Source organism: Agrobacterium sp. 22-209-1, from assembly GCF_053522485.1.
In genome coordinates this window covers 38,990-60,710 of record NZ_JBNWCH010000002.1, presented here as the reverse complement: position 1 = coordinate 60,710, position 21,721 = coordinate 38,990, and the positions used below count along the sequence as shown (strand labels likewise).

24 protein-coding genes and 1 pseudogene are annotated in these 21,721 nt (G+C 58.7%); 17 read left to right on the top strand and 8 right to left on the bottom strand.

Annotated features, from left to right (window positions below):
* Positions 1–164: 164 nt before the first annotated feature.
* The 7 genes from ACQZ48_RS04620 to motA form a co-directional block, all read right to left on the bottom strand.
* On the bottom strand, positions 165–1,457 hold the full coding sequence (locus ACQZ48_RS04620; protein ID WP_077983401.1) for a flagellin N-terminal helical domain-containing protein: 1,293 nt from the start codon (positions 1,455–1,457) through the stop codon (positions 165–167).
* A 308-nt stretch (positions 1,458–1,765) separates the two neighbouring features.
* The gene (locus tag ACQZ48_RS04615; protein ID WP_077983402.1) at positions 1,766–2,203 is read right to left on the bottom strand and encodes a hypothetical protein; all 438 of its coding nucleotides are present in this window, start codon (positions 2,201–2,203) and stop codon (positions 1,766–1,768) included.
* Positions 2,204–2,208: 5 nt separating this feature from the next.
* Complete coding sequence (gene flhB / locus ACQZ48_RS04610) at positions 2,209–3,291, bottom strand: flagellar biosynthesis protein FlhB (RefSeq protein WP_077983403.1); 1,083 nt, start codon at positions 3,289–3,291, stop codon at positions 2,209–2,211.
* 125 nt (positions 3,292–3,416) lie between these two features.
* Positions 3,417–4,460, bottom strand: a complete 1,044-nt coding sequence (fliG, locus tag ACQZ48_RS04605) for a flagellar motor switch protein FliG (RefSeq protein WP_077983404.1) — start codon at positions 4,458–4,460, stop codon at positions 3,417–3,419.
* Between the two features lie 27 nt (positions 4,461–4,487).
* Complete coding sequence (gene fliN / locus ACQZ48_RS04600; RefSeq protein ID WP_077983405.1) at positions 4,488–5,027, bottom strand: flagellar motor switch protein FliN; 540 nt, start codon at positions 5,025–5,027, stop codon at positions 4,488–4,490.
* Between the two features lie 64 nt (positions 5,028–5,091).
* On the bottom strand, positions 5,092–6,051 hold the full coding sequence (locus ACQZ48_RS04595; protein WP_162520463.1) for a FliM/FliN family flagellar motor switch protein: 960 nt from the start codon (positions 6,049–6,051) through the stop codon (positions 5,092–5,094).
* A complete protein-coding gene (gene motA, locus ACQZ48_RS04590; protein ID WP_020010426.1) occupies positions 6,048–6,920 on the bottom strand; it encodes a flagellar motor stator protein MotA in 873 nt (290 codons plus the stop codon). Before motA ends, ACQZ48_RS04595 begins: the two co-directional genes overlap by 4 nt.
* 186 nt (positions 6,921–7,106) lie before the next feature.
* On the opposite strand from motA, the gene ACQZ48_RS04585 reads away from it, so the two are divergent.
* The 4 genes from ACQZ48_RS04585 to ACQZ48_RS04570 are packed head-to-tail and all read left to right on the top strand — an operon-like array spanning position 7,107 to position 10,607.
* Positions 7,107–7,886: a DUF1217 domain-containing protein gene (locus tag ACQZ48_RS04585; protein WP_089153245.1), complete on the top strand. Its 780-nt coding sequence runs from the start codon at positions 7,107–7,109 to the stop codon at positions 7,884–7,886.
* A gap of 1 nt (position 7,887) precedes the next feature.
* Positions 7,888–8,622 (top strand): flagellar basal-body rod protein FlgF, encoded by a 735-nt coding sequence (gene flgF, locus ACQZ48_RS04580; protein WP_065114846.1) that lies wholly within the window; start codon positions 7,888–7,890, stop codon positions 8,620–8,622.
* Positions 8,623–8,633: 11 nt separating this feature from the next.
* Positions 8,634–10,040, top strand: a complete 1,407-nt coding sequence (gene fliI / locus ACQZ48_RS04575; protein WP_077983407.1) for a flagellar protein export ATPase FliI — start codon at positions 8,634–8,636, stop codon at positions 10,038–10,040.
* A gap of 3 nt (positions 10,041–10,043) precedes the next feature.
* Positions 10,044–10,607 (top strand): hypothetical protein, encoded by a 564-nt coding sequence (locus ACQZ48_RS04570; RefSeq protein ID WP_191217076.1) that lies wholly within the window; start codon positions 10,044–10,046, stop codon positions 10,605–10,607.
* 167 nt (positions 10,608–10,774) lie between these two features.
* On the opposite strand, the gene ACQZ48_RS04565 is transcribed toward ACQZ48_RS04570, so the two are convergent.
* Positions 10,775–11,425 carry a LysE family translocator gene (locus tag ACQZ48_RS04565; protein WP_080791375.1) on the bottom strand — a complete coding sequence of 217 codons (651 nt, stop codon included), beginning with the start codon at positions 11,423–11,425 and terminating at the stop codon, positions 10,775–10,777.
* A 284-nt stretch (positions 11,426–11,709) separates the two neighbouring features.
* Between ACQZ48_RS04565 and flgB the strand changes: the two genes are divergently transcribed.
* From flgB to ACQZ48_RS04500, 13 genes and pseudogenes are all read left to right on the top strand, one after another.
* Positions 11,710–12,102: a flagellar basal body rod protein FlgB gene (gene flgB, locus ACQZ48_RS04560; protein WP_077983438.1), complete on the top strand. Its 393-nt coding sequence runs from the start codon at positions 11,710–11,712 to the stop codon at positions 12,100–12,102.
* Between the two features lie 3 nt (positions 12,103–12,105).
* A complete protein-coding gene (gene flgC / locus ACQZ48_RS04555) occupies positions 12,106–12,525 on the top strand; it encodes a flagellar basal body rod protein FlgC (protein WP_065114841.1) in 420 nt (139 codons plus the stop codon).
* Positions 12,522–12,857 carry a flagellar hook-basal body complex protein FliE gene (locus ACQZ48_RS04550; RefSeq protein ID WP_020811276.1) on the top strand — a complete coding sequence of 112 codons (336 nt, stop codon included), beginning with the start codon at positions 12,522–12,524 and terminating at the stop codon, positions 12,855–12,857. The genes flgC and ACQZ48_RS04550 overlap by 4 nt, the downstream gene beginning before the upstream one ends.
* 17 nt (positions 12,858–12,874) lie before the next feature.
* Complete coding sequence (gene flgG, locus ACQZ48_RS04545; RefSeq protein ID WP_077983409.1) at positions 12,875–13,663, top strand: flagellar basal-body rod protein FlgG; 789 nt, start codon at positions 12,875–12,877, stop codon at positions 13,661–13,663.
* A 20-nt stretch (positions 13,664–13,683) separates the two neighbouring features.
* Positions 13,684–14,172, top strand: a complete 489-nt coding sequence (gene flgA, locus ACQZ48_RS04540; RefSeq protein WP_077983410.1) for a flagellar basal body P-ring formation chaperone FlgA — start codon at positions 13,684–13,686, stop codon at positions 14,170–14,172.
* A gap of 65 nt (positions 14,173–14,237) precedes the next feature.
* A pseudogene (locus tag ACQZ48_RS04535) lies at positions 14,238–15,290 on the top strand (flagellar basal body P-ring protein FlgI); the annotation flags it as partial.
* Complete coding sequence (locus ACQZ48_RS04530) at positions 15,287–15,823, top strand: MotE family protein (protein ID WP_077983412.1); 537 nt, start codon at positions 15,287–15,289, stop codon at positions 15,821–15,823. The pseudogene ACQZ48_RS04535 and the gene ACQZ48_RS04530, both read left to right, overlap by 4 nt.
* Positions 15,820–16,539, top strand: coding sequence for a flagellar basal body L-ring protein FlgH (gene flgH / locus ACQZ48_RS04525; protein WP_077983413.1), 720 nt, complete (start codon positions 15,820–15,822; stop codon positions 16,537–16,539). Before ACQZ48_RS04530 ends, flgH begins: the two co-directional genes overlap by 4 nt.
* A gap of 27 nt (positions 16,540–16,566) precedes the next feature.
* Positions 16,567–17,067, top strand: a complete 501-nt coding sequence (locus ACQZ48_RS04520; protein WP_077983414.1) for a flagellar basal body-associated FliL family protein — start codon at positions 16,567–16,569, stop codon at positions 17,065–17,067.
* Positions 17,064–17,801 carry a flagellar type III secretion system pore protein FliP gene (gene fliP, locus ACQZ48_RS04515; RefSeq protein ID WP_059760555.1) on the top strand — a complete coding sequence of 246 codons (738 nt, stop codon included), beginning with the start codon at positions 17,064–17,066 and terminating at the stop codon, positions 17,799–17,801. Before ACQZ48_RS04520 ends, fliP begins: the two co-directional genes overlap by 4 nt.
* A gap of 373 nt (positions 17,802–18,174) precedes the next feature.
* A complete protein-coding gene (locus ACQZ48_RS04510; protein WP_077983415.1) occupies positions 18,175–19,050 on the top strand; it encodes a flagellin N-terminal helical domain-containing protein in 876 nt (291 codons plus the stop codon).
* A 407-nt stretch (positions 19,051–19,457) separates the two neighbouring features.
* Positions 19,458–20,420, top strand: coding sequence for a flagellin N-terminal helical domain-containing protein (locus tag ACQZ48_RS04505; protein ID WP_077983417.1), 963 nt, complete (start codon positions 19,458–19,460; stop codon positions 20,418–20,420).
* Between the two features lie 241 nt (positions 20,421–20,661).
* Positions 20,662–21,603 carry a flagellin N-terminal helical domain-containing protein gene (locus ACQZ48_RS04500; RefSeq protein ID WP_077985423.1) on the top strand — a complete coding sequence of 314 codons (942 nt, stop codon included), beginning with the start codon at positions 20,662–20,664 and terminating at the stop codon, positions 21,601–21,603.
* Positions 21,604–21,721 lie beyond the last annotated feature (118 nt).

The window sequence follows — 21,721 nt, the reverse complement described above, 5'->3', positions numbered from 1 at the left end:
TGCTACCCTGCCCGTCTCTTCCACGTTTCCCGGCCAGATCACGCCATGCAATCCGCCCCATATTGACCCGACGTTAGGTGTTCAAACTTGTGCGAAGATGAAGGCGGGCTCGATCAGCAAGCCTGCGCCCCTCCATCCCCTCGTGCCCACGCCGGCCAGACCCGTTACTTGAAGAGCTGGAGGATATTTTCCGCATTGGCGTTGGCGATGGAGAGCGCCTGGATGCCGAGCTGCTGCTGCGTCTGCAGCGCTTTCAATCTGGTCGATTCCTCGTTCATGTCAGCATCGACGAGACGGCCAACGCCCTTGTCGATCACATCCATCAGGCTGGAGACGAAATTGTCCTGCATGCTGATGCGGCTCTGCAGCGAACCCAGGCTGGAAGCCGTACTAGTCATCGCCTCAAGCCGCTTGTCCACGAAAGACATCATCATGTCGATGGCGTCGGCATCGGTATAGGTCGTGCCGCCGCCGGCAAAACCGCCCATGGCTGCCGCGACGACGTCAAGCTTGGCGAGATCGAGGGTGGAGACGGAAAACTCGAGGGAACGACCGGTCGAAGCCGTTCCACTGCTGGTGTCGTAAAACCAGTCGTTGCTACCGGTGTCACGATAGGCTGGGGAAACGGTGACGCCGCCGCTCGACGGATCTGTCGCCGTCACCTTGACCCATACATTTTCGGCGAGTCGTAGATAATTGTCGGTTCCGTTGCCGTAGACATTCGGATCGGTATTCGTATCCGCCGTCGCGGCATTCAGCGCGCCGATCTGTGCATCGGTCAGCTTCGGCACGACATAGCTCGTATCCGTCGTCGTGCCAGCAGTCGTTGACGTCTGGGTGACTTCATATTCCGTCTTGCTGACAAAAACGGCGTTCTTGTCGAGAATCCCGAGCTTTCCGCCACTGAGGTCGAAAAGCACGGTGCTGCCGTCGAGCGTGTAGTCGACGGTGGTGACCCCGACATTGCCCGAGCCCGTGCGCGTGAAGGATGCAACGACCTTTTTGATGATCGCTTCTTCAACCGGCGGCGTGCCGCCGTTGCTGATGCTGGCCTGCAGCCAATTTTCACCCGAGAAGGAGGCCGATTCGGAGATGCTCTTCAGCTGTTCCTGAAGCTGTTTGATTTCATCCTGAATCTTGCTGCGGTCGGCGCCCACGCCGTAAGCCGCAACGAGCTTGGCCTTGATCTGCTTGACAACCTCAATCGTGCTTTCAAGCGCATCATAGGCGGTATCGACCTTGGCGGCTCCCAGACCCAAAGCATCCTGCACGGCCGAAAGCGCATTATTGTCGGAGCGCATCGTCGTTGCAATGGACCAGTAGGCCGCATTATCCGCGGCCGTCTCGACACGGTAACCGGAAGATACGCGCGCCTGTGTTGTCTCGAGGCTCTTGTCGATCATGCGCAGGGTTTGCAGCGCGGCCATCGCCGCCGCATTGGTCAAAATGCTGGTCATGGGGTCCACCCAACTCAAAATTTAAAAAGAAATCCGGCGCGGTGCCGACAACGAGCAGAAGCATCATGCGCATCGCCAATGGTCTGAACCGACCACCGCGACCTGCCGTTCGTTAACAAATCGTTAATGCGATAGGTAACAAACAACGAGACTGATTTGCAAGGCGTTCCTGACCTTCGCAGCCGGGTTTCGCATAAACCGGCAGGCTTCGGGCAAGCCCGGATCAAAACGCACCGGAAAAACGCGGTTGCGCCCGTGATATGAACGAGCGCAACTTACTTGATGAAAAGATGTGGCGGCTGATACGGTTAAGCCGCTTCGCCCTGACGGGTGGCCACGAATCGGGCAGCAGCCAGGCTGTGGCGGAGAAACTCGGTATTCTCGTCCGGGTTTTCGGAAGGGTTCTGAAACGAGACGTGATTGATCTCGATCGCCGCATGCTCGTTGGCGAGTGTCAATCGCGCATAGACCGTGGCGCCCTTCGGCTTCAGCTCGAGATCGAGAACGATCTCCGGCGCGCCTTCCCATTCGAGCTTATATTCGCCGCCGGTGCCGAAATTGATCGTACCAGGATGGTAATAAAGCTCCGCCGCCGAGGAAACGAGGTCGGCGATGCTGCCGTAGCACTCGAATCGGAGCAGCGAAATCAGGTCGGCCGGGTCTAACAAGCGTAATTCGGTGGCGATCGGGTTGATCGCCTCTGCGACGATCATTTCCCGCTGTTCGGAATAGGCGGATTTTTTCATTGGTTTTATTGAACCCGTATTTTCGATGACTTCATGGCGTAAACCCGATGAACGAGCTCCGCCACAGCCTTGTAGAAGGCTGGTGGAATCACACTATCTACCGAGACTTGCGCAAACATGGAGCGTGCAAGCGGTGGGTCTTCAAAAACAGGGATATTGTTTTCTTCCGCAATCTCGCGGATTTTCAATGCGATAAGGTCCTGACCCTTGGCAACGACGACAGGTGCGTCTCCTTCTTCGCGCACGTAACGCAGTGCTACCGCAAAGTGTGTCGGGTTGGCGATGACGAGTGTCGCGCGCGGCACGTTGTTGATCATGCGGCGGCGGGCACGGTCGCGGGCGATCGAGCGCTGGCGGGACTTGACCACCGGGTCACCCTGCGACTGCTTGTATTCTTCCTTCACCTCATGCTTCGTCATTTTCAGCTGGCTGAACCAATGATGGCGCGTCCACAAGACGTCCACGGCGGCGAGCAGCGCTGTCGAGAGCAGGATGACCACCATCATTTTCTTGACGATTTCAACCAACCGGACGAAAATCACCTGCGGATCGGAAAACATCAGATCGATGAGGCTGTAGAAATCACCGCGAAGCGCGAAGAACATGATGACCGAAACGATCATGATCTTGAACACCGATTTGGCGAATTCCACAAAGCCCTGCTTGCTATAGATACGGGTGAAGCCTTTTGCCGGTGAAATGCGTGACCATTGCGGACGCACCCGCTCCAGCACCGGCGACGGCAGGTTCTGCAGGAAAGACGAGGCAAGCCCGAAAACGATGAACATGATCATCGCCGGCATGAGCAGGTAAGCAACGGACGTGCCGAGAAAATAGAGCAGCGACAGGGCATCCGGCCGGGTGCTGAGGTTCCATTGTTCGGGCTGGCCGAACAGGTCCTTCAGGGTGACACCGAGACGGCCGGCACCATCGGGCAGAAAAAAAACCAGATAGCAGTAAAAGGCGAGCGACGACGCAAAGATCGGCACTTCGCGCGAAAATGGAAGATTGCCTTTTTCCGCCGCATCACGAAGTTTTTTCTCCGTGGGGTCTTCTGTTTTACTGTCCTTGTCCTGATCGTCTGCCAAGGCACGTTCCCGAAATAAAAAAGGCCCGCCGATCCCGGCAGGCCGTCATCCCGAAACTAGCGTTCGTGGCCGGCCATCGCAATGGCCGGCTCCGCCCTGGAGGCGGGTTATCAACCGGCTTCCGCTTAAGCGGCGGCCGACTGTTCGTCCGCGGCGGCTTCCTTTAGCTGGATCTGGCCGGAATTGGCGAGCCGGATCGCTTCTTGAGCGACGGCGCGGCGTGCGATCGCCACTTCGCGGGTATTGATCGAGGCTTGCGGCACGGAAAGGTCCGATTCGATCATACGGCGCTGGCGCGGGCTGATGCTGGAGAGCACGCATTCCTTGATTTCCATCGTGGCGCCGCGTAGCGCCATGGTCAGAACATCGGCCGAAACATCGTTGAGCAGCAGGACGCGGCTGCGCTGCGGCATGAACATGAGGTCGTCGAAGAGGAAGATCTTCGGCTTGACCTTGTTTGCGGCTTCCTTGCTGAGCGTTTCGAGCGAGCTGAGCAACGTGTCGACCTGCGGCTTGTCCAGTTCGTTCATCAGATCGGCAACCTTTGTCGAGCCGCCGGCATTGCGCTCGGCCTCGATCTCGTTGATGAGGTTGACCACGCGCTTCTCGATGATCTGCGCGGCGGTCGGGCTGACTTCCTTCATGTTTACCGTACGGTTCATGATGTCGGCGCGTTGCTCTTCCGGAATGGTCAGGAGAACCTTGGCGCCAAAAGAGGAAGGCAGCATGGAGAGAATATAAGCGATGGTCTGCGGATGCTCGCGCAACAGGAACTTGCCGACGAATTCCGGCTCGGCTTCCTGAAGACGGTCCCAGATCGACGCTTCATAGGCCTGGAAGGCCGCGCGGCGACCGAGAAGGCTGTCGACTTCTTCCGGTGTCAGCCCTTCTTCGAGAATGCTTTCGATTGCCTTGGCATTGTCCATCAGGCCCGTTCCTTCCGTGAACAGGTCTTCGAATTCCGCCACGATCTGCGCGAGCTCATCCGGAGGAATGACGCGCAGGGTCTGAGCCGAGGAAATGATCATCTGCAATTCGTGCTGCGTGAAAAACTTCAGCAGCTTGCCGGCGACGCCCTTGCCCATGGCAAGAAGCACCGCGGCCGCCTTGTCGGCCTGAGACAACGGCTTGCCCGCAATGGGGTTACCGAAATCCTCGAAGTCCATCATGGTCTTTCCTCTCCGTCCCCACAGGGATCAGGCTTTCTTCGTACTCAGTACTTCAATCAATTTTACGCCGAAGCGCGTATCGTCGTCTTCCAGAACCGTTATCTCACCGCGCGCAATACGGCGGCCATTCACCATGATTTCAACCGGCTCGCCGATCTTGCGGTCGAGTGCGATCGTTGCTCCTTCTTCAAGGCTCATCAGCCCCGAAACGAGCATTCTGCTGGTGCCAAGAACGATCTGGACATCGATCGGGATGTCCATGATCATTTCCATGTTTTCGGACAATCCGCTGCCAAGCGGCGCCTTCACACCCGCAACCTGCGGGGCGGCGGCAAAATCGTCCATCGCAAAATCGTCCGTTCCGCCACCGAAGGCGGAAAGATCGGTGTCCGTCGAAACCTCGTCCGTCGTTCCGAAATCGCCGAAGTCGCCGAAATCGGAGAGCGAGCCTTCCGCATCCGTCTTGAGGACGCCACGCAGATCGCCGATAGCCTGGTCGAGGTCGCCGTCGTCTTCAAACGACGGCAGCGCCGCATCATCGGTCACAGGTGTTTTCTTCGTAGCCATGCGCTGATTATTCCCTTTGAAACTTGCGTCAACCTGCCCAAATCCTCGAAGGCCGGGCAGGATTTTAACCCATCAAATGTCGTAAGATCTCGTCGTCAGTGCTGACATTGTTCTTCACCCGAACCATGTAGCGGTCGCCGGACTTGCCGAATTCGCAATTGTAGAGCTTGGAACCGTTGGCGCTGACCTCAACGCCGATATCGTCCTGCTTCAGAGCCTGAAACGGAATGACATCGCCGGCCACCAGCTTGGAAATCGTCCTGAGCGTCAGTGTTTCGAGCTTGATTCGCGCCTCGAGCGTGACCTGCGATCGCTTCACCTGCTCCGAAATCATTTCCATCCATTCCTCCTGCTTCTTCAGCGCCTGGGCTGAAGCCTTGGGGGCGACGATGGAAGTCTTGAGCAGGGCGCGCTGCGGCACGATCAGCGAGAACTCCGACGATACCTTGCCAATATCGACCTTCAGGCGGATGGTCACGCCGTAGAGGCCGGCGATCATCTCGTCGAAGGCGCTTTTGCCGTTGGAATTGAATGGCGGATCGATGGTTGCCTCAAATCCGCCCGGCGCGTTGACACCGGAGCGCAGGACACCTGCGATGCGGCCAAGAACCATGGCCGCGAGATCAAGCTCGATATGGGAGAGGCTGCGCTCGTCCGGCTCGCCAATCATGTCCGGCGACGCGCCCAGCATGCGCTCCATGAGCGCGATGACGAAACCGTTGCCGACCGTCATCATGAAATTGGGGCACCAGTTGCGCAGGGAACAATCGGCAACCGCGACATTGCTCCCGACATTGGCGATGAGATCGGTCATCAGTCCCGATTCGGAACCGACATATTCGACGTCGATCGCGATGCCGGTCTCGCTGTGGAAGATGTCTGGCAGGAACTCGCTGTAGAGATGGCCGATATCGGAACCGATCTTGGCGATCGTCTTGCGATCGGATAATCCGCCCGTCAACTTTGCCAGAAGGGCCGTGTCGATGGCCGGTGCTTGTTGCGCTGCAGCTTTTGCCATCGTCATGCCGCCTTGTTTTCGCCGCCGGGGTTCATCATCTCCTGCTCGACGGCGTCAATAGATGGCCGCTCGTAGTTGGAGATGGTCTTGCGGCCATATTCGAGTGCGACCTGCGGCACCGAGCCGTTCATGTAAGCGATCAGCGTCTGCTTGACGATGATGTAGAGGCGGTGCTGCTTGGTGCGGACGATCTTGACCTGGGACGCCAGCGGGTTGCAGATCGAATAGGACAGGATGATGCCGAGCATGGTGCCGACGAGCGCGGCGCCGATGAGGCCGCCCAGCACTTCCGGCGATTCGTTGATCTTGCCCATGGCCTTGATAACGCCGAGAACCGCCGCGACGATACCGATGGCAGGGAAGGAATCCCCCATGGTGGTAATCGCGTGATAAGGTTTCAGCTTGTCGTTCAGGATGGTTTCGATTTCCTCATCCATCAGCGCCTCGATTTCGTGGCTTCGGGCGTTGCCGATGATGATGAGGCGAACATAGTCGCAGATGAACGAGGTCAATTCCTTGTTCTTCAGAACCGATGGCGCGCTCTGGAAAATCGAGGATTCTTCCGGATTGTCGATATGGGCCTCGATCTCGTTGCGCGATTTCGTGCGCAGGTCGCGCATCAGCGAATAGAGCACGCCGAGCACGTCGAGATAGTTTCGCTCCTTCGGGACCGAATGCTTGAAGGCCTCGCCGAGCGCCTTGCCCGAATCCTTCACGACTTTCATGGGGTTCGCCATGATGAAGCCGCCGAGACCGGCGCCGCCGATGATCATCAATTCGAACGGCTGAACCAGCACGTCCAGATGACCGCCCATCGCCATGTAGCCGCCGATGATGCAGCCGAAGGTGATTATAAGTCCAATTACAATATTCATTGATCGACCACGCCCGAACAGTGTTCCATGGCGCCATGTCTAAAAAATGTGGCTTGCGTGAACCTGTCCGCAAAGCCGCTCTCGCATTCCTGTCTCCAGCCAGTTTCGCACAAGCAAGCCACGGCACTATGCCGACAAAGGCGGACGTGCGCCTTGAGATCGGGATCAAACGAGAGCGGCGGTTCAGTGACTTCCACCTACACCAGCTACAGACTGATCAGTCAGGATATCGGCAAATCGCTTGAGCGGGTGTCGGAACAGCCCGACGTGGCGCGCGAGACCGAATATTATCGCGCGAAGATCGGCGACGTGAAATCCATCGACGACTTCATGGCCGATACGCGCCTTTACAATTACGCGCTGAAGGCCCACGGCCTTGAGGACATGGCCTATGCGAAGGCTTTCATCCGCAAGGTGCTGACGGAAGGCGCCTCGGACAAGGACGCTTTCGCCAACAAGCTTTCCGACAGCCGTTATGCGGATTTTGCGAAGTCGCTGGATTTTGCCGGCCTGGGCGCAGCGGCGACTTCGGTCGACGCGGCCCAAACGGGCGTCATCAGCAAATACACGCGCCAGACCCTGGAACAGGAAGCCGGTGATGACAATAACGGTGTCCGGCTCGCCCTTTATTTCGAACGCAAGGCATCAACCATCACATCCGGCCTCGATTTTCTCGCCGACGACGCGCTCGCGCAGGTGTTTCGCACAACGTTCAACCTCCCCGACGCATTTTCCGCGGCCGACATCGACAAACAGGCGGCGCTCATCGAAAAGAGCATCAATATCAAGGATCTGCAGGACCCCGAAAAGGTTGGAAAGCTGCTCGAGCGTTTCACCATCATGTGGGAAATGCAAAACCCCTCGACGACCTACGACCCTTTGGCCGTTTTCGGCTCCTCCAGCGGCTACGGCATTTCCCCTGACCTGCTGATCTCGATCAACTCCCTGAAACTCGGAGGCAAATGATATGCAATCCGGACTATATGTCGCCCTCTCCTCACAGATAGCGCTGGAGCGCCGTCTCACCACCATTTCCGACAATATGGCGAATGTGAACACCGTCGGTTTTCGCGGTTCCGAAGTGAAATTCGACGAAATGGTCGCCAAGAATCACAATGACATGAACGCTCGGGTGGCCTTCGTTTCGCAGGGCAACGACTATCTTTCCACTCGTCAGGGCGCTTTCGAGCAGACTGGCAATTCCTTCGATTTTGCCATCAAGGGCGACGCCTGGTTTTCGCTGGATACCCCCGATGGCCAGATTCTGACCCGCGACGGCCGTTTCACCATGCGTCCGGACGGCGCGCTCATCTCCTCGAGCGGTTATCCCGTTCTCGATGCCGGCGGCGGTCCGATCCAGCTCAATCCGAATGGCGGCCCGATCACCGTCGGTCTCGATGGAGCCATCCGGCAGAACGAAAACATCGTCGCTACCCTCGGCATCTTTCAGGCGGATTTTTCGCAGGGTTTCCTGCGTCATCCCAATAGCGGCGTGAAGCCGGTGGCCCAGCCGGTTCCGGTGGTCAACAACCATGAAGTCGGCGTCGTTCAGGGTTACCTCGAGCAGTCGAACGTCAACGGCATTTCCCAGATGACCCAGCTCATCCAAGTCAACCGCGCCTTTGAAAGCATCTCCTCGCTGATGCGCGATACCGAATCGACCTTCGGCGAGGGCATCAAGACGCTTGGCGGCGCGCGTTGAGGAACTGACTGATGACAATGCCGGAATCCATGCTCTCGGCTGATGCCATTTCACCGAAGCTCGCGCAGCTGGCGAGCCTCGCCGGGCATTATGCCGATCCGGAGTTCTCGGTTGCGCATGGCGGTCATGTCCGCACCATCGCCGCCGGGCACTATACGGTTTCCGGCCTGTCGCGGCATGTGCGGCTCGGTGAATTCGTCGCCCATCGCAGCGCGACCGGCATTCATCTCGGCGAAGTGGTGCGCGTGGAGCCGGACATCTGCTATGTCTGCCCCATCGAGCCCGGCGAGCCGATCGGCATTCACGACACCGTCATCCGCAAGGGCGCTTTCCGCGTCGCGCCCGATAACAGCTGGTGCGGTCGCACGATCAACGCGCTGGGCGAACCCATCGACAATCAGGGGCCGCTTGCGCCGGGCATTGAACGTCGCTCGATTTCAAACAACGCACCACCTTCAATGACCCGCAAGCGTGTGGAGACACCCTTTAAGACGGGTGTTCGCGCTATCGATATCTTCTCGCCGCTTTGCCTCGGCCAGCGCCTCGGCATTTTTGCTGGCTCTGGCGTCGGTAAATCCACGTTGCTGTCAATGCTCGCCAAGGCAGATGCCTTCGACAAGGTGGTGATTGCGCTTGTCGGCGAACGCGGCCGTGAAGTGCGCGAGTTCATCGAAGACACAATGGGCGAGAACATGAGCAAGTCCATCGCCGTTGTTGCGACAAGCGATGAAAGCCCGATGCTGCGCAAGATGGCCCCGCTTTCCGCCGTTACCATCGCCGAGCATTTTCGCGATCAGGGCGACAATGTTCTTCTCATCATCGACAGCGTGACGCGATTTGCCCATGCGATCCGCGAAGTGGCGGTCGCTTCGGGCGAACCGCCTGTCGCACGCGGTTATCCCGCTTCGGTCTTTACCGAACTGCCGCGACTGCTGGAACGGGCGGGACCGGGCGCCGAAGGCACCGGCACCATCACCGCCATCGTCTCCATCCTCGTGGATGGCGATAATCATAACGATCCGATTGCCGATTCGACCCGCGGTATTCTCGACGGTCATATCGTGCTTGACCGCAGCCTTGCCGAAGAAGGCCGTTACCCGCCGATCAATCCGCTCGCCTCGATCTCCCGTCTCGCCAAGAAGGCCTGGACACCGGATCAGGAAAAGCTGGTCTCGCGCCTCAAGGCGCTGGTGCATCGCTTCGAGGAAACGCGCGATCTTCGCCTCATCGGCGGTTATCGGCCCGGTACCGACCCCGATCTCGACATGGCGGTGAAGCAGGTGCCGATCATCTATGAAACGTTGAAACAACTGCCGAGCGAGCCGGCAGCGCTGGATGCCTATGCCGACCTGGCGACCGCATTGCGCGGCGGCGCGCAGAACGGTCAGCCGCAGGTAACCCCGAGAATGAGAGGCTGACCCGTGAGGAAAAAGCGGAACGACAATAGCCACGATGAAGACGTGCTGCCGAAGCCGGTTTTCTTTACACCCGACCGTATTCTCGCATGGACGGGCATCGGGCTCGCCGCTGCAGCAGCCTTTTTCCCCTGGTACGTGTTTTTCAACGAAGAAAAATTCGGCATGAAGGTGGCGGGCGGCGATCGCACGCGCGATCTGCCCCATACCGGGCCGCGGGAAGTCTTCAGCGTTTCGCCGATGGCCATGACCAACCGCAACAAGGAAGACACCCCGCCGCCGGCGGAGCTGCCCGACATGCTGACGACGGCCACCGTGAACGCAGGCGGCAAGGAAAAACAGAACGACCTGGCAGCGGGGATCGAAGACCAGCCCTTCCCCGGCCAGACATCGTTCCGTCTGCTGCATGTCGCCAATGGCCGCGCCCTAATTGAGGACGGTTCGGGCATGTATATGGTGAGGGTCGGCTCGACCCTGCCTGACAATGCGCTGCTGACGAAGATCGAGCAACGCAACGGCGAGTGGTTGATAGAGACGTCCTCCGGAAGAACCTATCATCCGGAAAAATAGTCCGGCCACCCATGAGCGGAAGGCCGCGTTGCGCATCTCGGTGACAACACTCCCAAAGCAAAACTTCCCGATGACCGCCGCAAAGACCCCTTTGCGGCGTCATTCCATCGGTAATCTGGGCTGTCCCCGCAGTAGCCGTCAGGGACGGCTACTGCGAGTCCCGCGGTTTATTTTCTCTGGTTGCCGGCAAAAGCCGCCGTCACACCGAGACCGATATAGACGAAACCGCTAACCCAACGTTCAGCGCTGAGATAAACCGGGCTGCGCTTCAGCCAGTTGCCGGCCGTTCCCGCCACAAGGGCATATGTCCCATCCGTCAAAACGCCGATCACCGTGTAGAGAATGCCGAGAAAAGCGATCTGCATTGCCACATGGCCCCTTCCGACCTCAACGAACTGCGGCAGGAAAGCCAGAAAGAACAAGGCCGTCTTCGGATTGAGGAGGTTGACGATGAAGCCCTCGCGAAAGATGCGCATGCGGCTGCGCGTCGGCAAACCGCCCTCGATATCGGGAATGTCCGACGAGCCGAAGAGCTTTTTGAGGCCAAGCCAGATCAGATAGGCCGCACCGGCATATTTCACCACGCTGAAGGCGAGCGCAGACGAGGCGAGCAGCGCCGACAATCCGACAGCGGCAGCGACGACATGAACGAGTGTCGCCGTATGGATGCCAAGGATTGAAACGAGACCGGCGGAACGACCCTGTTCGACCGAGCGTGCGAAGATATAAAGGACTGCGGGGCCGGGCACGAGAAGCAGCACCAGCGTGGCGCTGATGAACAGGCCGAGATTGGCGGCACTTGGAATTACCAGATCCATGATTGTCTCCCATCGTTCTCACCACTCTAGCGCTAATATCGGGCCGCGTTCAAGGTGAATCGAATCCGCTTCCGAGCCACCCTGCGCGGCGCTCTCTGGAATGGGCGTGACAGCCGCATTTGGCCATTCAAAGCGACGCGTGCCGCAATGGAGACATGCGCTTTTATCTCCGGCAGACCCTCTTCCGTCCCGCTTCCGGCCTTTGGCCAGCGCCGTCTCCCCTCCCCGCAAGTCTGACGCAAGATTAGCCCCGTAGGTTCGGGGCATACGAGATGGAGAAGTCTATGCAACCGATTCAACTGTTCGAACTGGCATCCCGCCAAGCGGAATGGCTGAGCGTGCGGCAGGAAGTCGTGGCGACCAACATCGCCAACGCCAACACACCCAAGTTCCACGCCAAGGATGTCAGCCCTTTCGAAGCGGTCATGCAGGCCACCAGCCAGCAAGTCGGCATGGCGAGGACCAACCCTGCCCACTTCGGCGAGAGCACCCTCAGCGACAATATCGCAGTGCGCGACAACCCGATCAACAACGAGATCGGCATGCAGGAGTCCGGCAATTCGGTCGCGCTCGCTGAAGAAATGACCAAGACCGGCGAGATCAAGCGGCAGTACGAGCTGAACGCCAATCTCGTCAAATCCTTCCATCGCATGATGCTGATGACGGTTAAGAGGTAAGCCATGGATCCCTTGAGTGCGGCGAGCAAGATCGCCGGCAGCGGTCTCGAAGTGCAGTCCACGCGCCTGCGCATTGTTTCGGAAAACATTGCCAACGCCAGATCCACCGGCGACACCCCCGGCGCCGACCCCTATCGCCGCAAGACCGTCACCTTCGGGTCCGAGCTCGACCGCGTCAGCGGCGTAGAGCGCGTGACGGTGAAGAAGCTCGGCGTCGACCGTGGCGATTTCATCAACGAATACGACCCCGGCAACCCGGCCGCAGACAGCAACGGCATGGTGAAGATGCCCAACGTCAACATCCTGATTGAAATGGCGGACATGCGCGAAGCCAACCGCAGCTACGACGCCAACCTTCAGGTCATCCGCCAGACGCGCGACCTCGTCGCCTCCACAATCGACCTTCTGAAGGCATCGCAATGATCGACGGTATCAAGCAAGTCAGTTCCCTTTCGCTCACCCGCGGCGCAAGCGGTATTTCCTCGCTGACGGAAAGCGTTTTCGGCAGCGAGCAGACGACGCCCGCCCAGCAGACGGGCGCAAGCTTCGCCAGCGTTCTCGGCAATATATCGGTGGATGCGATGAACAATCTGAAGAAGGCGGAAGTCGCTTCCTTCGAAGGCATTCAGGGCAAGGCGAATACGCGTGAAGTGGTCGATGCCATGCTTTCGGCCGAACAGTCGCTGCAGACCGCTATCGCGCTCCGAGACAAGATCGTGTCGGCCTATCTCGACATTACCAAAATGCAGATCTAGCCCACAGGAATATTGACATGAGAGCTCTTGCCATCGCTGCCACCGGTATGGACGCCCAGCAGACCAATCTGGAAGTCATTGCCAACAACATCGCCAACATCAACACCACCGGCTACAAGCGCGCGCGTGCGGAGTTCACCGACCTTCTTTACCAGACCGAGCGTATGCAGGGCGTGCCGAACCGCGCCAACCAGGCGATCGTGCCCGAGGGCGCCAATATCGGCCTCGGCGTACAGACCTCGGCCGTGCGCAACATCCACACCCAGGGCAATCTGATCGAGACCGGCAACAAGCTGGACGTCGCGATCATAGGCCAGGGCTGGTTCCAGATCGAGGCGGCCGACGGTTCGACGCTTTACAGCCGCGCAGGCGCCTTCAACAAGAATGCCGACGGTAATCTGGTGACGGTCGACGGCTATAACGTCATCCCGAACATCAATATCCCGACGGACGCGCAGGACATCACCGTGACCCGCACGGGTCAGGTCACGGCCCGCATCGGCAATGCCACCGATTTCACCGAACTCGGCCAGCTGACCATCGCCAACTTCGCCAATGAAGCAGGCCTGAAGCCGCTGGGCGACAACCTCTTCGCCCAGACGCCGGCCTCCGGCGACGCGGTCGTCGGCGTGCCTGATGATCCGAGCTACGGCTACATCAAGCAATCCTACCTCGAAGGCTCGAACGTCGACGCCGTCAAGGAAATCACCGATCTGATCACGGCGCAGCGCGCCTACGAGATGAATTCCAAGGTCATCACCACCGCTGACGAAATGGCTTCGATTGTCAGCAAGAACCTGAAGTAAGAACGGAAAGGCAGGCGAACATGAGGTTTGGCCGGAAACATAGCAGCAACAGAACGGCGCTCGTCCGTATGTGCCTTGCGTCTGCCTTTTCGCTGGGGGCGCTTGCCCCCGCCCTTGCACAGGCGCCGATGGCGCTGGTCCCGACGCGCACCATCTATCCGGGTGAGACCATCTCGCCTGACCAGGTGAAGCCTGTCGAAGTGACCAATCCCAATATTTCCTCGGGTTATGCGAGCGATATCAGCGAAGTGGAAGGCATGATCTCCAAGCAGACCCTGCTTCCCGGCCGCACGATCCCCGTTGCCGCCTTGCGCGAACCGTCGCTCGTCACGCGCGGCACCAGCGTCAAACTCGTCTTCACAATCGGCAATATGACGCTGATGGCTTCGGGAACGCCGATGACCGATGGCTCGCTCGGCGAAGTCGTGCGGGTACGCAACATCGATTCCGGCGTGATGGTCAGTGGCACGGTCATGAAGGACGGAACCATTCAGGTGATGGCGAAATGAGAGTGCTTCGTATCCTGGCCGCGGCCGTTCTGTTTTCGACCCAACCTTTCCTCTCGCTGCCCGCAGCCCATGCGGATACATCCCGTATCAAGGATATTGCATCGCTGCAGGCCGGGCGCGACAACCAGCTGATCGGCTACGGTCTCGTGGTCGGCCTGCAGGGCACAGGCGACAGCCTGCGCTCCTCGCCGTTTACCGAGCAATCCATGCGCGCGATGCTGCAAAACCTCGGCATCACCACGCAGGGCGGCCAGTCGAACGCCAAGAACATCGCCGCCGTGATGGTGACAACCAATCTGCCACCCTTCGCCAGCCCCGGCAGCCGTGTCGACGTGACAGTCAGCTCGCTGGGCGACGCCTCGTCGCTGCGCGGCGGCACGCTCATCATGACCTCGCTTTCGGGCGCAGACGGCCAGATTTACGCGGTCGCGCAGGGTGCGCTGATCGTCAACGGCTTTTCCGCACAGGGCGATGCCGCGACGCTGACGCAGGGCGTCACCACCTCCGCCCGCGTGCCGAACGGTGCGATCATCGAGCGCGAACTGCCGTCCAAGTTCAAGGATTCGGTCAATCTGGTCCTTCAGCTGCGCAACCCGGACTTCTCGACGGCCGTGCGGGTCGCGGATGTCGTCAACGCCTTTGCCCGCGCCCGTTACGGAGATGGCATCGCCGAGCCGCGCGATTCGCAGGAAATTGCGGTGCAGAAGCCGCGCACCGCTGATCTGACGCGACTGATGGCGGAAATCGAAAATCTGACGGTCGAGACGGATACGCCTGCCAAGGTCGTCATCAACGAACGTACCGGCACCATCGTCATCGGTGCGGATGTGCGCATTTCCCGCGTCGCCGTCAGCTACGGAACGCTGACCGTGCAGGTGACGGAATCGCCGCAGGTCATCCAGCCGGCGCCATTTTCGCGCGGCCAAACAGCCGTGCAGCCGCAGACGGATATCATGGCCATGCAGGAAGGCAGCAAGGTCGCCATCGTCGAAGGTCCCGACCTTCGCACACTGGTTGCCGGTCTCAACAGCATCGGGCTCAAGGCGGACGGTATCATCGCCATTCTGCAAGGCATCAAATCCGCTGGTGCCCTTCAGGCGGAGCTTGTGCTGCAATGATGGAACATCAGAAGAAAAACATATTCCCGAATGGCCTTACTCGCTTCGCGGCCGTCGCCTCGCTGCTATTCCTTCTGCCGGCCGCTGGCGCGGAAAGCCAGCAGAATGTGGTGTCCGAACTCAGCACGCAGGATGAAATCCAGAAATTCTGCACCAACATCGCCGATGCGGCCCGCGACCAGCGTTATCTTATGCAGAAGCAGGAGCTGGAAAAGCTGCAGTCCGACGTCAATGAGCGCATTGCCGTGCTGGAAGACCGCAAGGCGGAATATGAGGACTGGCTGGCGCGCCGCGAACATTTTCTCGCCCAGGCGAAAGCCAATCTTGTTGATGTCTACAAGACGATGAAGCCGGATGCCGCAGCACCCCAGCTCGAAAAGATGCATGTGGAGATCGCCGCCGCCATCATCATGCAGCTGCCGCCGCGCCAATCCGGCCTGATCCTCAGCGAAATGGATGCGGCGAAAGCCGCAACCGTCGCCGGCATCATGTCGCAGGCAACCGACAAAAACACTTCGAAGGATCCTTCATGACCGCGCGTCGTCTTCCGGCCCTCCTCCTGCCGCTCGCTCTGCTTGCCGGCTGCCAGAACAACCAGACCCTGAAGGAAATCGGCAACGCGCCCGCGATGAGCCCGATCGGCAGCGGCCTGCAATTCAGCCAGACGCCGCAGATGGGCATGTATCCCAAGCAGCCGAAGCACATGGCCAGCGGCTATTCGCTGTGGAGCGACAGCCAGGGTGCGCTGTTCAAGGACCTTCGCGCGCTCAACATCGGCGACATTCTGACCGTCAACATCCAGATCAATGACAAGGCCGATTTCGACAATGAGACCGAGCGCAACCGCACCAATGCCAGCGGCCTGAACTGGAAGGCCAAGGCCGAAATCTTCGGCTGGACCCCGGAAGCGGACTCGAGCATCAAATACGGCTCCGACACCGACACCCAGGCGAAAGGCAAGACCAAGCGTTCCGAAAAGCTGACGTTGCTGGTGGCCGCCGTGGTGACCGGCATTCTGGAGAACGGCAACCTCATCATCAGCGGCTCGCAGGAAGTGCGCGTGAACCACGAAATCCGCATCCTCAACGTCGGCGGTATCGTCCGGCCGCAGGATGTCGACGCCCAGAACATGATCTCCTACGAGCGTATCGCCGAAGCACGAATCTCCTATGGCGGCCGCGGACGTCTGACGGAAGTGCAACAGCCCCCGGTCGGGCAACAGGTCGTCGACCTGTTCTCGCCGCTCTGACGCCGGTACACGGGAACGGACTGACCCATGGAAAACGAACAGGTAGAGGGCAAGAAAAAATCCTCCCCTCTGGTCATGACCATCGCAGGCGTTGCCATCCTCACCCTGGTCGGTGCGGGCGGCGGCTGGCTCGTGGGCGGCATGATCGCGCCGAAGATCGCCGGCGCGGAGGCCCATGCCACGGCCGCTGCCGGCGGGCACGGTGAGAAAAAGGACGAGGGCATCGAGAAAATCTCGGCTGAGGCGAACGGCATCGTCCAGCTCGATCCCATCACCACCAACCTCGCCTATCCCTCGACGAACTGGGTGCGGCTGGAAGTGGCGCTGATGTTCAAGGGGCCGGTCGAGGTGGGGCTGGCGGAAGATATACACCAGGATATTCTCGCCTATGTCCGGACCGTTTCCCTTCAGCAACTGGAAGGGCCGCGCGGCTTTCAATATCTTAAGGATGACATTCAGGAACGAGTTGACCTGCGCTCTCAAGGGCGCGTATCCAAGGTCATGTTCCGGACCTTTGTCATCGAATGATTCGATTTCTTGTAACCATCGCCGTCCTTCTCGCTTTGCCGGGCCTTGCCAGTGCCCAGCAATTCCCGTCCGATCTGTTCAACACGCAGATAGACGGCTCCGTCGCGGCGTGGATCATCCGCACCTTCGGCCTGCTGACGGTTCTGTCCGTCGCGCCGGGCATCCTGATCATGGTCACGAGCTTTCCGCGCTTCGTGATCGCCTTCTCGATCCTCAGATCCGGCATGGGACTGGCTTCGACCCCTTCCAACATGATCCTGCTGTCGATGGCGATGTTCATGACCTTCTACGTCATGTCGCCCACCTTCGACAAAGCCTGGACCGACGGCGTACAGCCGCTTCTGCAGAACCAGATCAACGAACAGCAGGCCGTGCAGCGCATTGCGGAGCCCTTCCGTACTTTCATGAACGCCAATACGCGTGACAAGGATCTGAAGCTGTTCGTGGACATCGCCCGCGAGCGCGGACAGGAAGTGATGACCGACAATGTCGTCGACTACCGCGTGCTGGTTCCGGCCTTCATGCTGTCGGAAATCCGGCGCGGTTTCGAGATCGGCTTCCTCATCATCCTGCCGTTTCTGGTCATCGATCTGATCGTCGCCACCATCACCATGGCAATGGGCATGATGATGCTGCCGCCCACCTCCATCTCCCTGCCGTTCAAGATTTTGTTCTTCGTGCTGATCGACGGCTGGAACCTGCTTGTCGGCAGCCTTGTCAGATCGTTCAACTAACGGCCATCTGCGCCGGATTGACACCTGTTAACCCTGTTTTTTAACCCCGCAGCCCAACGGCAGCGGGGTTTTCGCATTTTGATGCTTTGTTTACCATTTTCCCTAGGCCCTGAGTAACTATATTTATAAACAGAAAAATCACCATTTAACTAAATAACTCAGTAACCATAAGTATTTTCTAGTATTTCTTGGCGCCCAAATTAATAATTGTGCAATTTTTCGCTGCGAAATTCCAATCACACGCAGCGGGTTTGGTTTCCGAAACTAAGAATTTCTGAACCGAGTGGCATGAAGCCGAAACGTTGCGACCGGTAATACCAAGTCCGGAATGTCCCCACTCCAGTATTTCGTAAAAACAAGGGACACATTTATTATGGCAAGCATTCTCACCAATGTCGGCGCAACCGCCGCTCTCCAGACTCTCCGCTCGATTGCTTCCAACATGGAAGACACGCAGGGCCGCATCTCCTCCGGTCTGCGCGTCGGTTCGGCTACCGACAACGCTGCTTACTGGTCGATCGCAACGACCATGCGTTCGGACAATGAAGCTCTTGGTGCCGTTCAGGACGCCCTCGGCCTCGGCGCTGCGAAAGTAGACACGGCCTATGCAGGCATGGAAGCTGCTATCGACGTCGTGAAGGAAATCAAGAACAAATACGTTGCCGCCAGCGAACAGACTGCGGACCGCGGCAAGATCCAGGAAGAAATCACCCAGTTGAAGTCGCAGCTTATTTCGATCGCGGAAAGCGGTTCGTTCAACGGCGAAAACTGGCTGCTCAATGATCTCAGCTCCGCGAACAAAACCGTGGTTTCCGGCTTCGTCCGCGCTGCTGACGGCACGACGTCCGTTAAGACGACGGCTTATACACTTTCGGCCACCAACGTACTGTTCGAAGCTGCTGCCGGCACCGGCGGTATTCTGGGCGCCACCTACGCTCTGGCGAACATGGACGCGACGACGACCGATGCAACCGTCGCAACCAACCTCAGCACCGTCGAAGCCGCTCTGAAGGCGATGACCAGCGCTGGCGCCAAGCTCGGCTCTGTTTCCATGCGTATCGACCTGCAGCAGGACTTCGCAACGAAGCTCTCCGACTCCCTCGAAAAGGGCATTGGCCGCCTCGTCGACGCCGACATGAACGAAGAGTCCACCAAGCTGAAGGCTCTGCAGACGCAGCAGCAGCTGGCAATCCAGGCTCTGTCGATCGCCAACAGCGACTCGCAGAACATCCTGTCGCTCTTCCGCTAAGAGCCGAGCTTCTCAATAGCCCTTCGGGGCTGGGGGATCCATTTCTTTCCATAAGCAAACGGGGGCTGACCGAACGCGGATTGGGATAGAAAGCATAAAGGTCCGAAAGGCTGAATCGGACTGAATGCATCCACGAGGCCGCATCCGGAAACGGATGCGGCCTTATCTTTTTCTTAAACTTTCGGGGATACGCGCGCGTGCGCGCGAGGGTTGCAATTTTAAATTTTTCGGGGATGAATTTCTTTCCGCGCTTATCAATTCATTAACCAAACCCGCGTTACCTAATGCACATCGAAACGGCGAGCTAACGTTAAAAATCAGCCAGTTAGCAGGCATGATGCTGTACGCCGTTCCCGGTGAAACCGGAATGTCCCTTCTTTAATCAGCCATTCAAGGGGCACACTACTATGACGAGCATTATCACGAATGTCGCAGCAATGTCTGCGCTCCAGACCCTGCGCTCTATCGGCCAGAACATGGAATCCACCCAGGCACGCGTTTCCTCCGGCCTTCGCGTTGGCGAAGCTGCGGACAATGCTGCTTACTGGTCGATCGCGACCACCATGCGCTCCGACAACATGGCGCTTTCCTCGGTTTCCGACGCTCTCGGCCTCGGCGCCGCCAAGGTAGACACCGCTTCTGCCGGTATGGAATCGGCAATCGAAGTCGTGAAGGAAATCAAGGCAAAGCTGGTCACGGCAACGGAAGAAGGCGTCGACCGCACCAAGGTTCAGGAAGAAATCGGCCAGCTCCAGAAGCAGCTCGCATCGATCGCACAGGGCGCATCCTTCTACGGCGAAAACTGGCTGGTAGGCGCTTCGACCCTCGGCGCAGCAACACCCGGCACGGCCCCGGACAAGTCGGTCGTTGCCGGCTTCGTTCGCTCCACCGGTGGCGCCGTTAACGTCACGACCACGAAATACGCCCTCGACAGCACCGCTACCGGCAATACGCTCTTCGGCTCGGTCGACTCGGCAGGCGTCCCCGACACGACCGGCATTCTCGGCACGACCGGAACATTCACAACTGTCGCCGCCCAGTCCGTCTACACGCTTGATATCACCCAGTATGCAGCCGCAGACCGCGCCACCAACATGGCCGAAGCCTTGACGCTGGTTGAAAACGCCCTGAAGGCAATGACGAGCGCTGCAGCAAAGCTCGGTTCGCTCTCCATGCGTATCGGCCTGCAGGAAGATTTCGCTTCCAAGCTGTCCGACTCCATCGACAAGGGCGTCGGCCGCCTGGTGGACGCTGACATGAACGAAGAGTCCACCCGCCTCAAGGCTCTGCAGACCCAGCAGCAGCTCGGCGTTCAGGCTCTCTCGATCGCCAACAGCAACTCCGAAAGCATCCTGTCGCTCTTCCGTTAATCGAAGACCGAAAGCGAAAAAATCAACCGCGCCGAAAGGCGCGGTTTTTGTTTGTCCAATGGCCCCGAAAAATTAAGAGATTTCTTGGTTAAGAGTTCATTAACCAAATCACGGCTAAATCAGCGCATCGAAACGACTCGTTAACCAAGACGAAAAAGAGGTTAACAGGCATCACGCCGCTCAGTCGTTTCCGGCGATCCCGGAATGTCCCTTCCCATTTAGCCAGCTCAGAGGGGCAATTATGACAAGCATTATCACGAATGTCGCCGCCATGTCGGCGCTTCAAACCCTGCGCGCCATCAGCGGCCAGCTCGAAGAAACCCAATCCCGTGTCTCTTCGGGCCTGCGGGTAAAATCGGCCTCCGATAACGCCGCCTATTGGTCGATCGCGACGACCATGCGTTCCGATAACATGGCTCTGTCCGCCGTTCAGGATGCGCTGGGGCTTGGCGCCGCCAAGGTCGATGTCGCTTATTCCGCGATGGAAAGCACCGTCGAAGTCGTCAAGGAAATCAAGTCGAAAATCGTCGCGGCTACCGAAGAGGGTGTCGACAAGACCAAAATCCAGGAAGAAATCGACCAGCTGAAAAAACAGCTCGAATCGATTGCACAGGGTGCATCTTTCAGTGGCGAAAACTGGCTGCTGGGCACCGGCGCCAAGACCGTCGTTTCCGGTTTTGTGCGTGATGGCGCCGGCACCGTCAGCGTCACGAAAACGGACTATACGCTTGTCGACACCACCGCCGGCACAACAACCGCCAATGTGCTTTTCGGCCTGACCGGCTCGCCCGCAACGCTTGACACGACAAAGGGCATCATCGGCCAGCCCGGCACGGCGTCCGGCATTTCCGTATGGAATATCGATCTCAAGCTCTTCAATTCTGCAACGCCGCCGACCTACACTATCGGGAACCTTCTCACCGATGTCGAAACGGCATTTCAGTCGATCAGCAGCGCATCCGCCGCTCTCGGTTCCATCAAGATGCGCATCGGCCTGCAGGAAGACTTCGTCTCAAAACTCACCGACTCCATCGACAAGGGCATCGGCCGTCTCGTCGATGCGGACATGAACGAAGAATCCACCAAGCTCAAGGCTCTTCAGACACAGCAGCAGCTTGGCATCCAGTCGCTCTCCATCGCCAATACCAGTTCCGAAAATATCCTGTCGCTATTCCGCCAGTAAGCGGCGCCCGTTGGCTACGGGCGGTTTCGTCCCGCTCTGGCAGCAACAGAATATTCGGATGTGGAAACCGCGCTTCGCAAGGGGCGCGGTTTTCCATTTGCCGCAAACTGTGTGGCAC

What these genes read in the sequence shown, in the direction of transcription:
- fliP (WP_059760555.1), top strand. Translation starts at nt 17,064, where the DNA reads ATGATTCGATTTCTTGTAACCATCGCCGTCCTTCTCGCTTTGCCGGGC.
- flgG (WP_077983409.1), top strand. Translation starts at nt 12,875, where the DNA reads ATGAGAGCTCTTGCCATCGCTGCCACCGGTATGGACGCCCAGCAGACC.
- flgH (WP_077983413.1), top strand. Translation starts at nt 15,820, where the DNA reads ATGACCGCGCGTCGTCTTCCGGCCCTCCTCCTGCCGCTCGCTCTGCTT.
- ACQZ48_RS04595 (WP_162520463.1), bottom strand. Translation starts at nt 6,051, where the DNA reads ATGACGATGGCAAAAGCTGCAGCGCAACAAGCACCGGCCATCGACACG.
- ACQZ48_RS04500 (WP_077985423.1), top strand. Translation starts at nt 20,662, where the DNA reads ATGACAAGCATTATCACGAATGTCGCCGCCATGTCGGCGCTTCAAACC.
- fliG (WP_077983404.1), bottom strand. Translation starts at nt 4,460, where the DNA reads ATGATGGACTTCGAGGATTTCGGTAACCCCATTGCGGGCAAGCCGTTG.
- ACQZ48_RS04565 (WP_080791375.1), bottom strand. Translation starts at nt 11,425, where the DNA reads ATGGATCTGGTAATTCCAAGTGCCGCCAATCTCGGCCTGTTCATCAGC.
- ACQZ48_RS04530 (WP_077983412.1), top strand. Translation starts at nt 15,287, where the DNA reads ATGATGGAACATCAGAAGAAAAACATATTCCCGAATGGCCTTACTCGC.
- flgC (WP_065114841.1), top strand. Translation starts at nt 12,106, where the DNA reads ATGGATCCCTTGAGTGCGGCGAGCAAGATCGCCGGCAGCGGTCTCGAA.
- ACQZ48_RS04505 (WP_077983417.1), top strand. Translation starts at nt 19,458, where the DNA reads ATGACGAGCATTATCACGAATGTCGCAGCAATGTCTGCGCTCCAGACC.
- ACQZ48_RS04520 (WP_077983414.1), top strand. Translation starts at nt 16,567, where the DNA reads ATGGAAAACGAACAGGTAGAGGGCAAGAAAAAATCCTCCCCTCTGGTC.
- fliN (WP_077983405.1), bottom strand. Translation starts at nt 5,027, where the DNA reads ATGGCTACGAAGAAAACACCTGTGACCGATGATGCGGCGCTGCCGTCG.
- flgA (WP_077983410.1), top strand. Translation starts at nt 13,684, where the DNA reads ATGAGGTTTGGCCGGAAACATAGCAGCAACAGAACGGCGCTCGTCCGT.
- fliI (WP_077983407.1), top strand. Translation starts at nt 8,634, where the DNA reads ATGACAATGCCGGAATCCATGCTCTCGGCTGATGCCATTTCACCGAAG.
- ACQZ48_RS04620 (WP_077983401.1), bottom strand. Translation starts at nt 1,457, where the DNA reads ATGACCAGCATTTTGACCAATGCGGCGGCGATGGCCGCGCTGCAAACC.
- flgB (WP_077983438.1), top strand. Translation starts at nt 11,710, where the DNA reads ATGCAACCGATTCAACTGTTCGAACTGGCATCCCGCCAAGCGGAATGG.
- ACQZ48_RS04550 (WP_020811276.1), top strand. Translation starts at nt 12,522, where the DNA reads ATGATCGACGGTATCAAGCAAGTCAGTTCCCTTTCGCTCACCCGCGGC.
- flgF (WP_065114846.1), top strand. Translation starts at nt 7,888, where the DNA reads ATGCAATCCGGACTATATGTCGCCCTCTCCTCACAGATAGCGCTGGAG.
- ACQZ48_RS04510 (WP_077983415.1), top strand. Translation starts at nt 18,175, where the DNA reads ATGGCAAGCATTCTCACCAATGTCGGCGCAACCGCCGCTCTCCAGACT.
- ACQZ48_RS04615 (WP_077983402.1), bottom strand. Translation starts at nt 2,203, where the DNA reads ATGAAAAAATCCGCCTATTCCGAACAGCGGGAAATGATCGTCGCAGAG.
- motA (WP_020010426.1), bottom strand. Translation starts at nt 6,920, where the DNA reads ATGAATATTGTAATTGGACTTATAATCACCTTCGGCTGCATCATCGGC.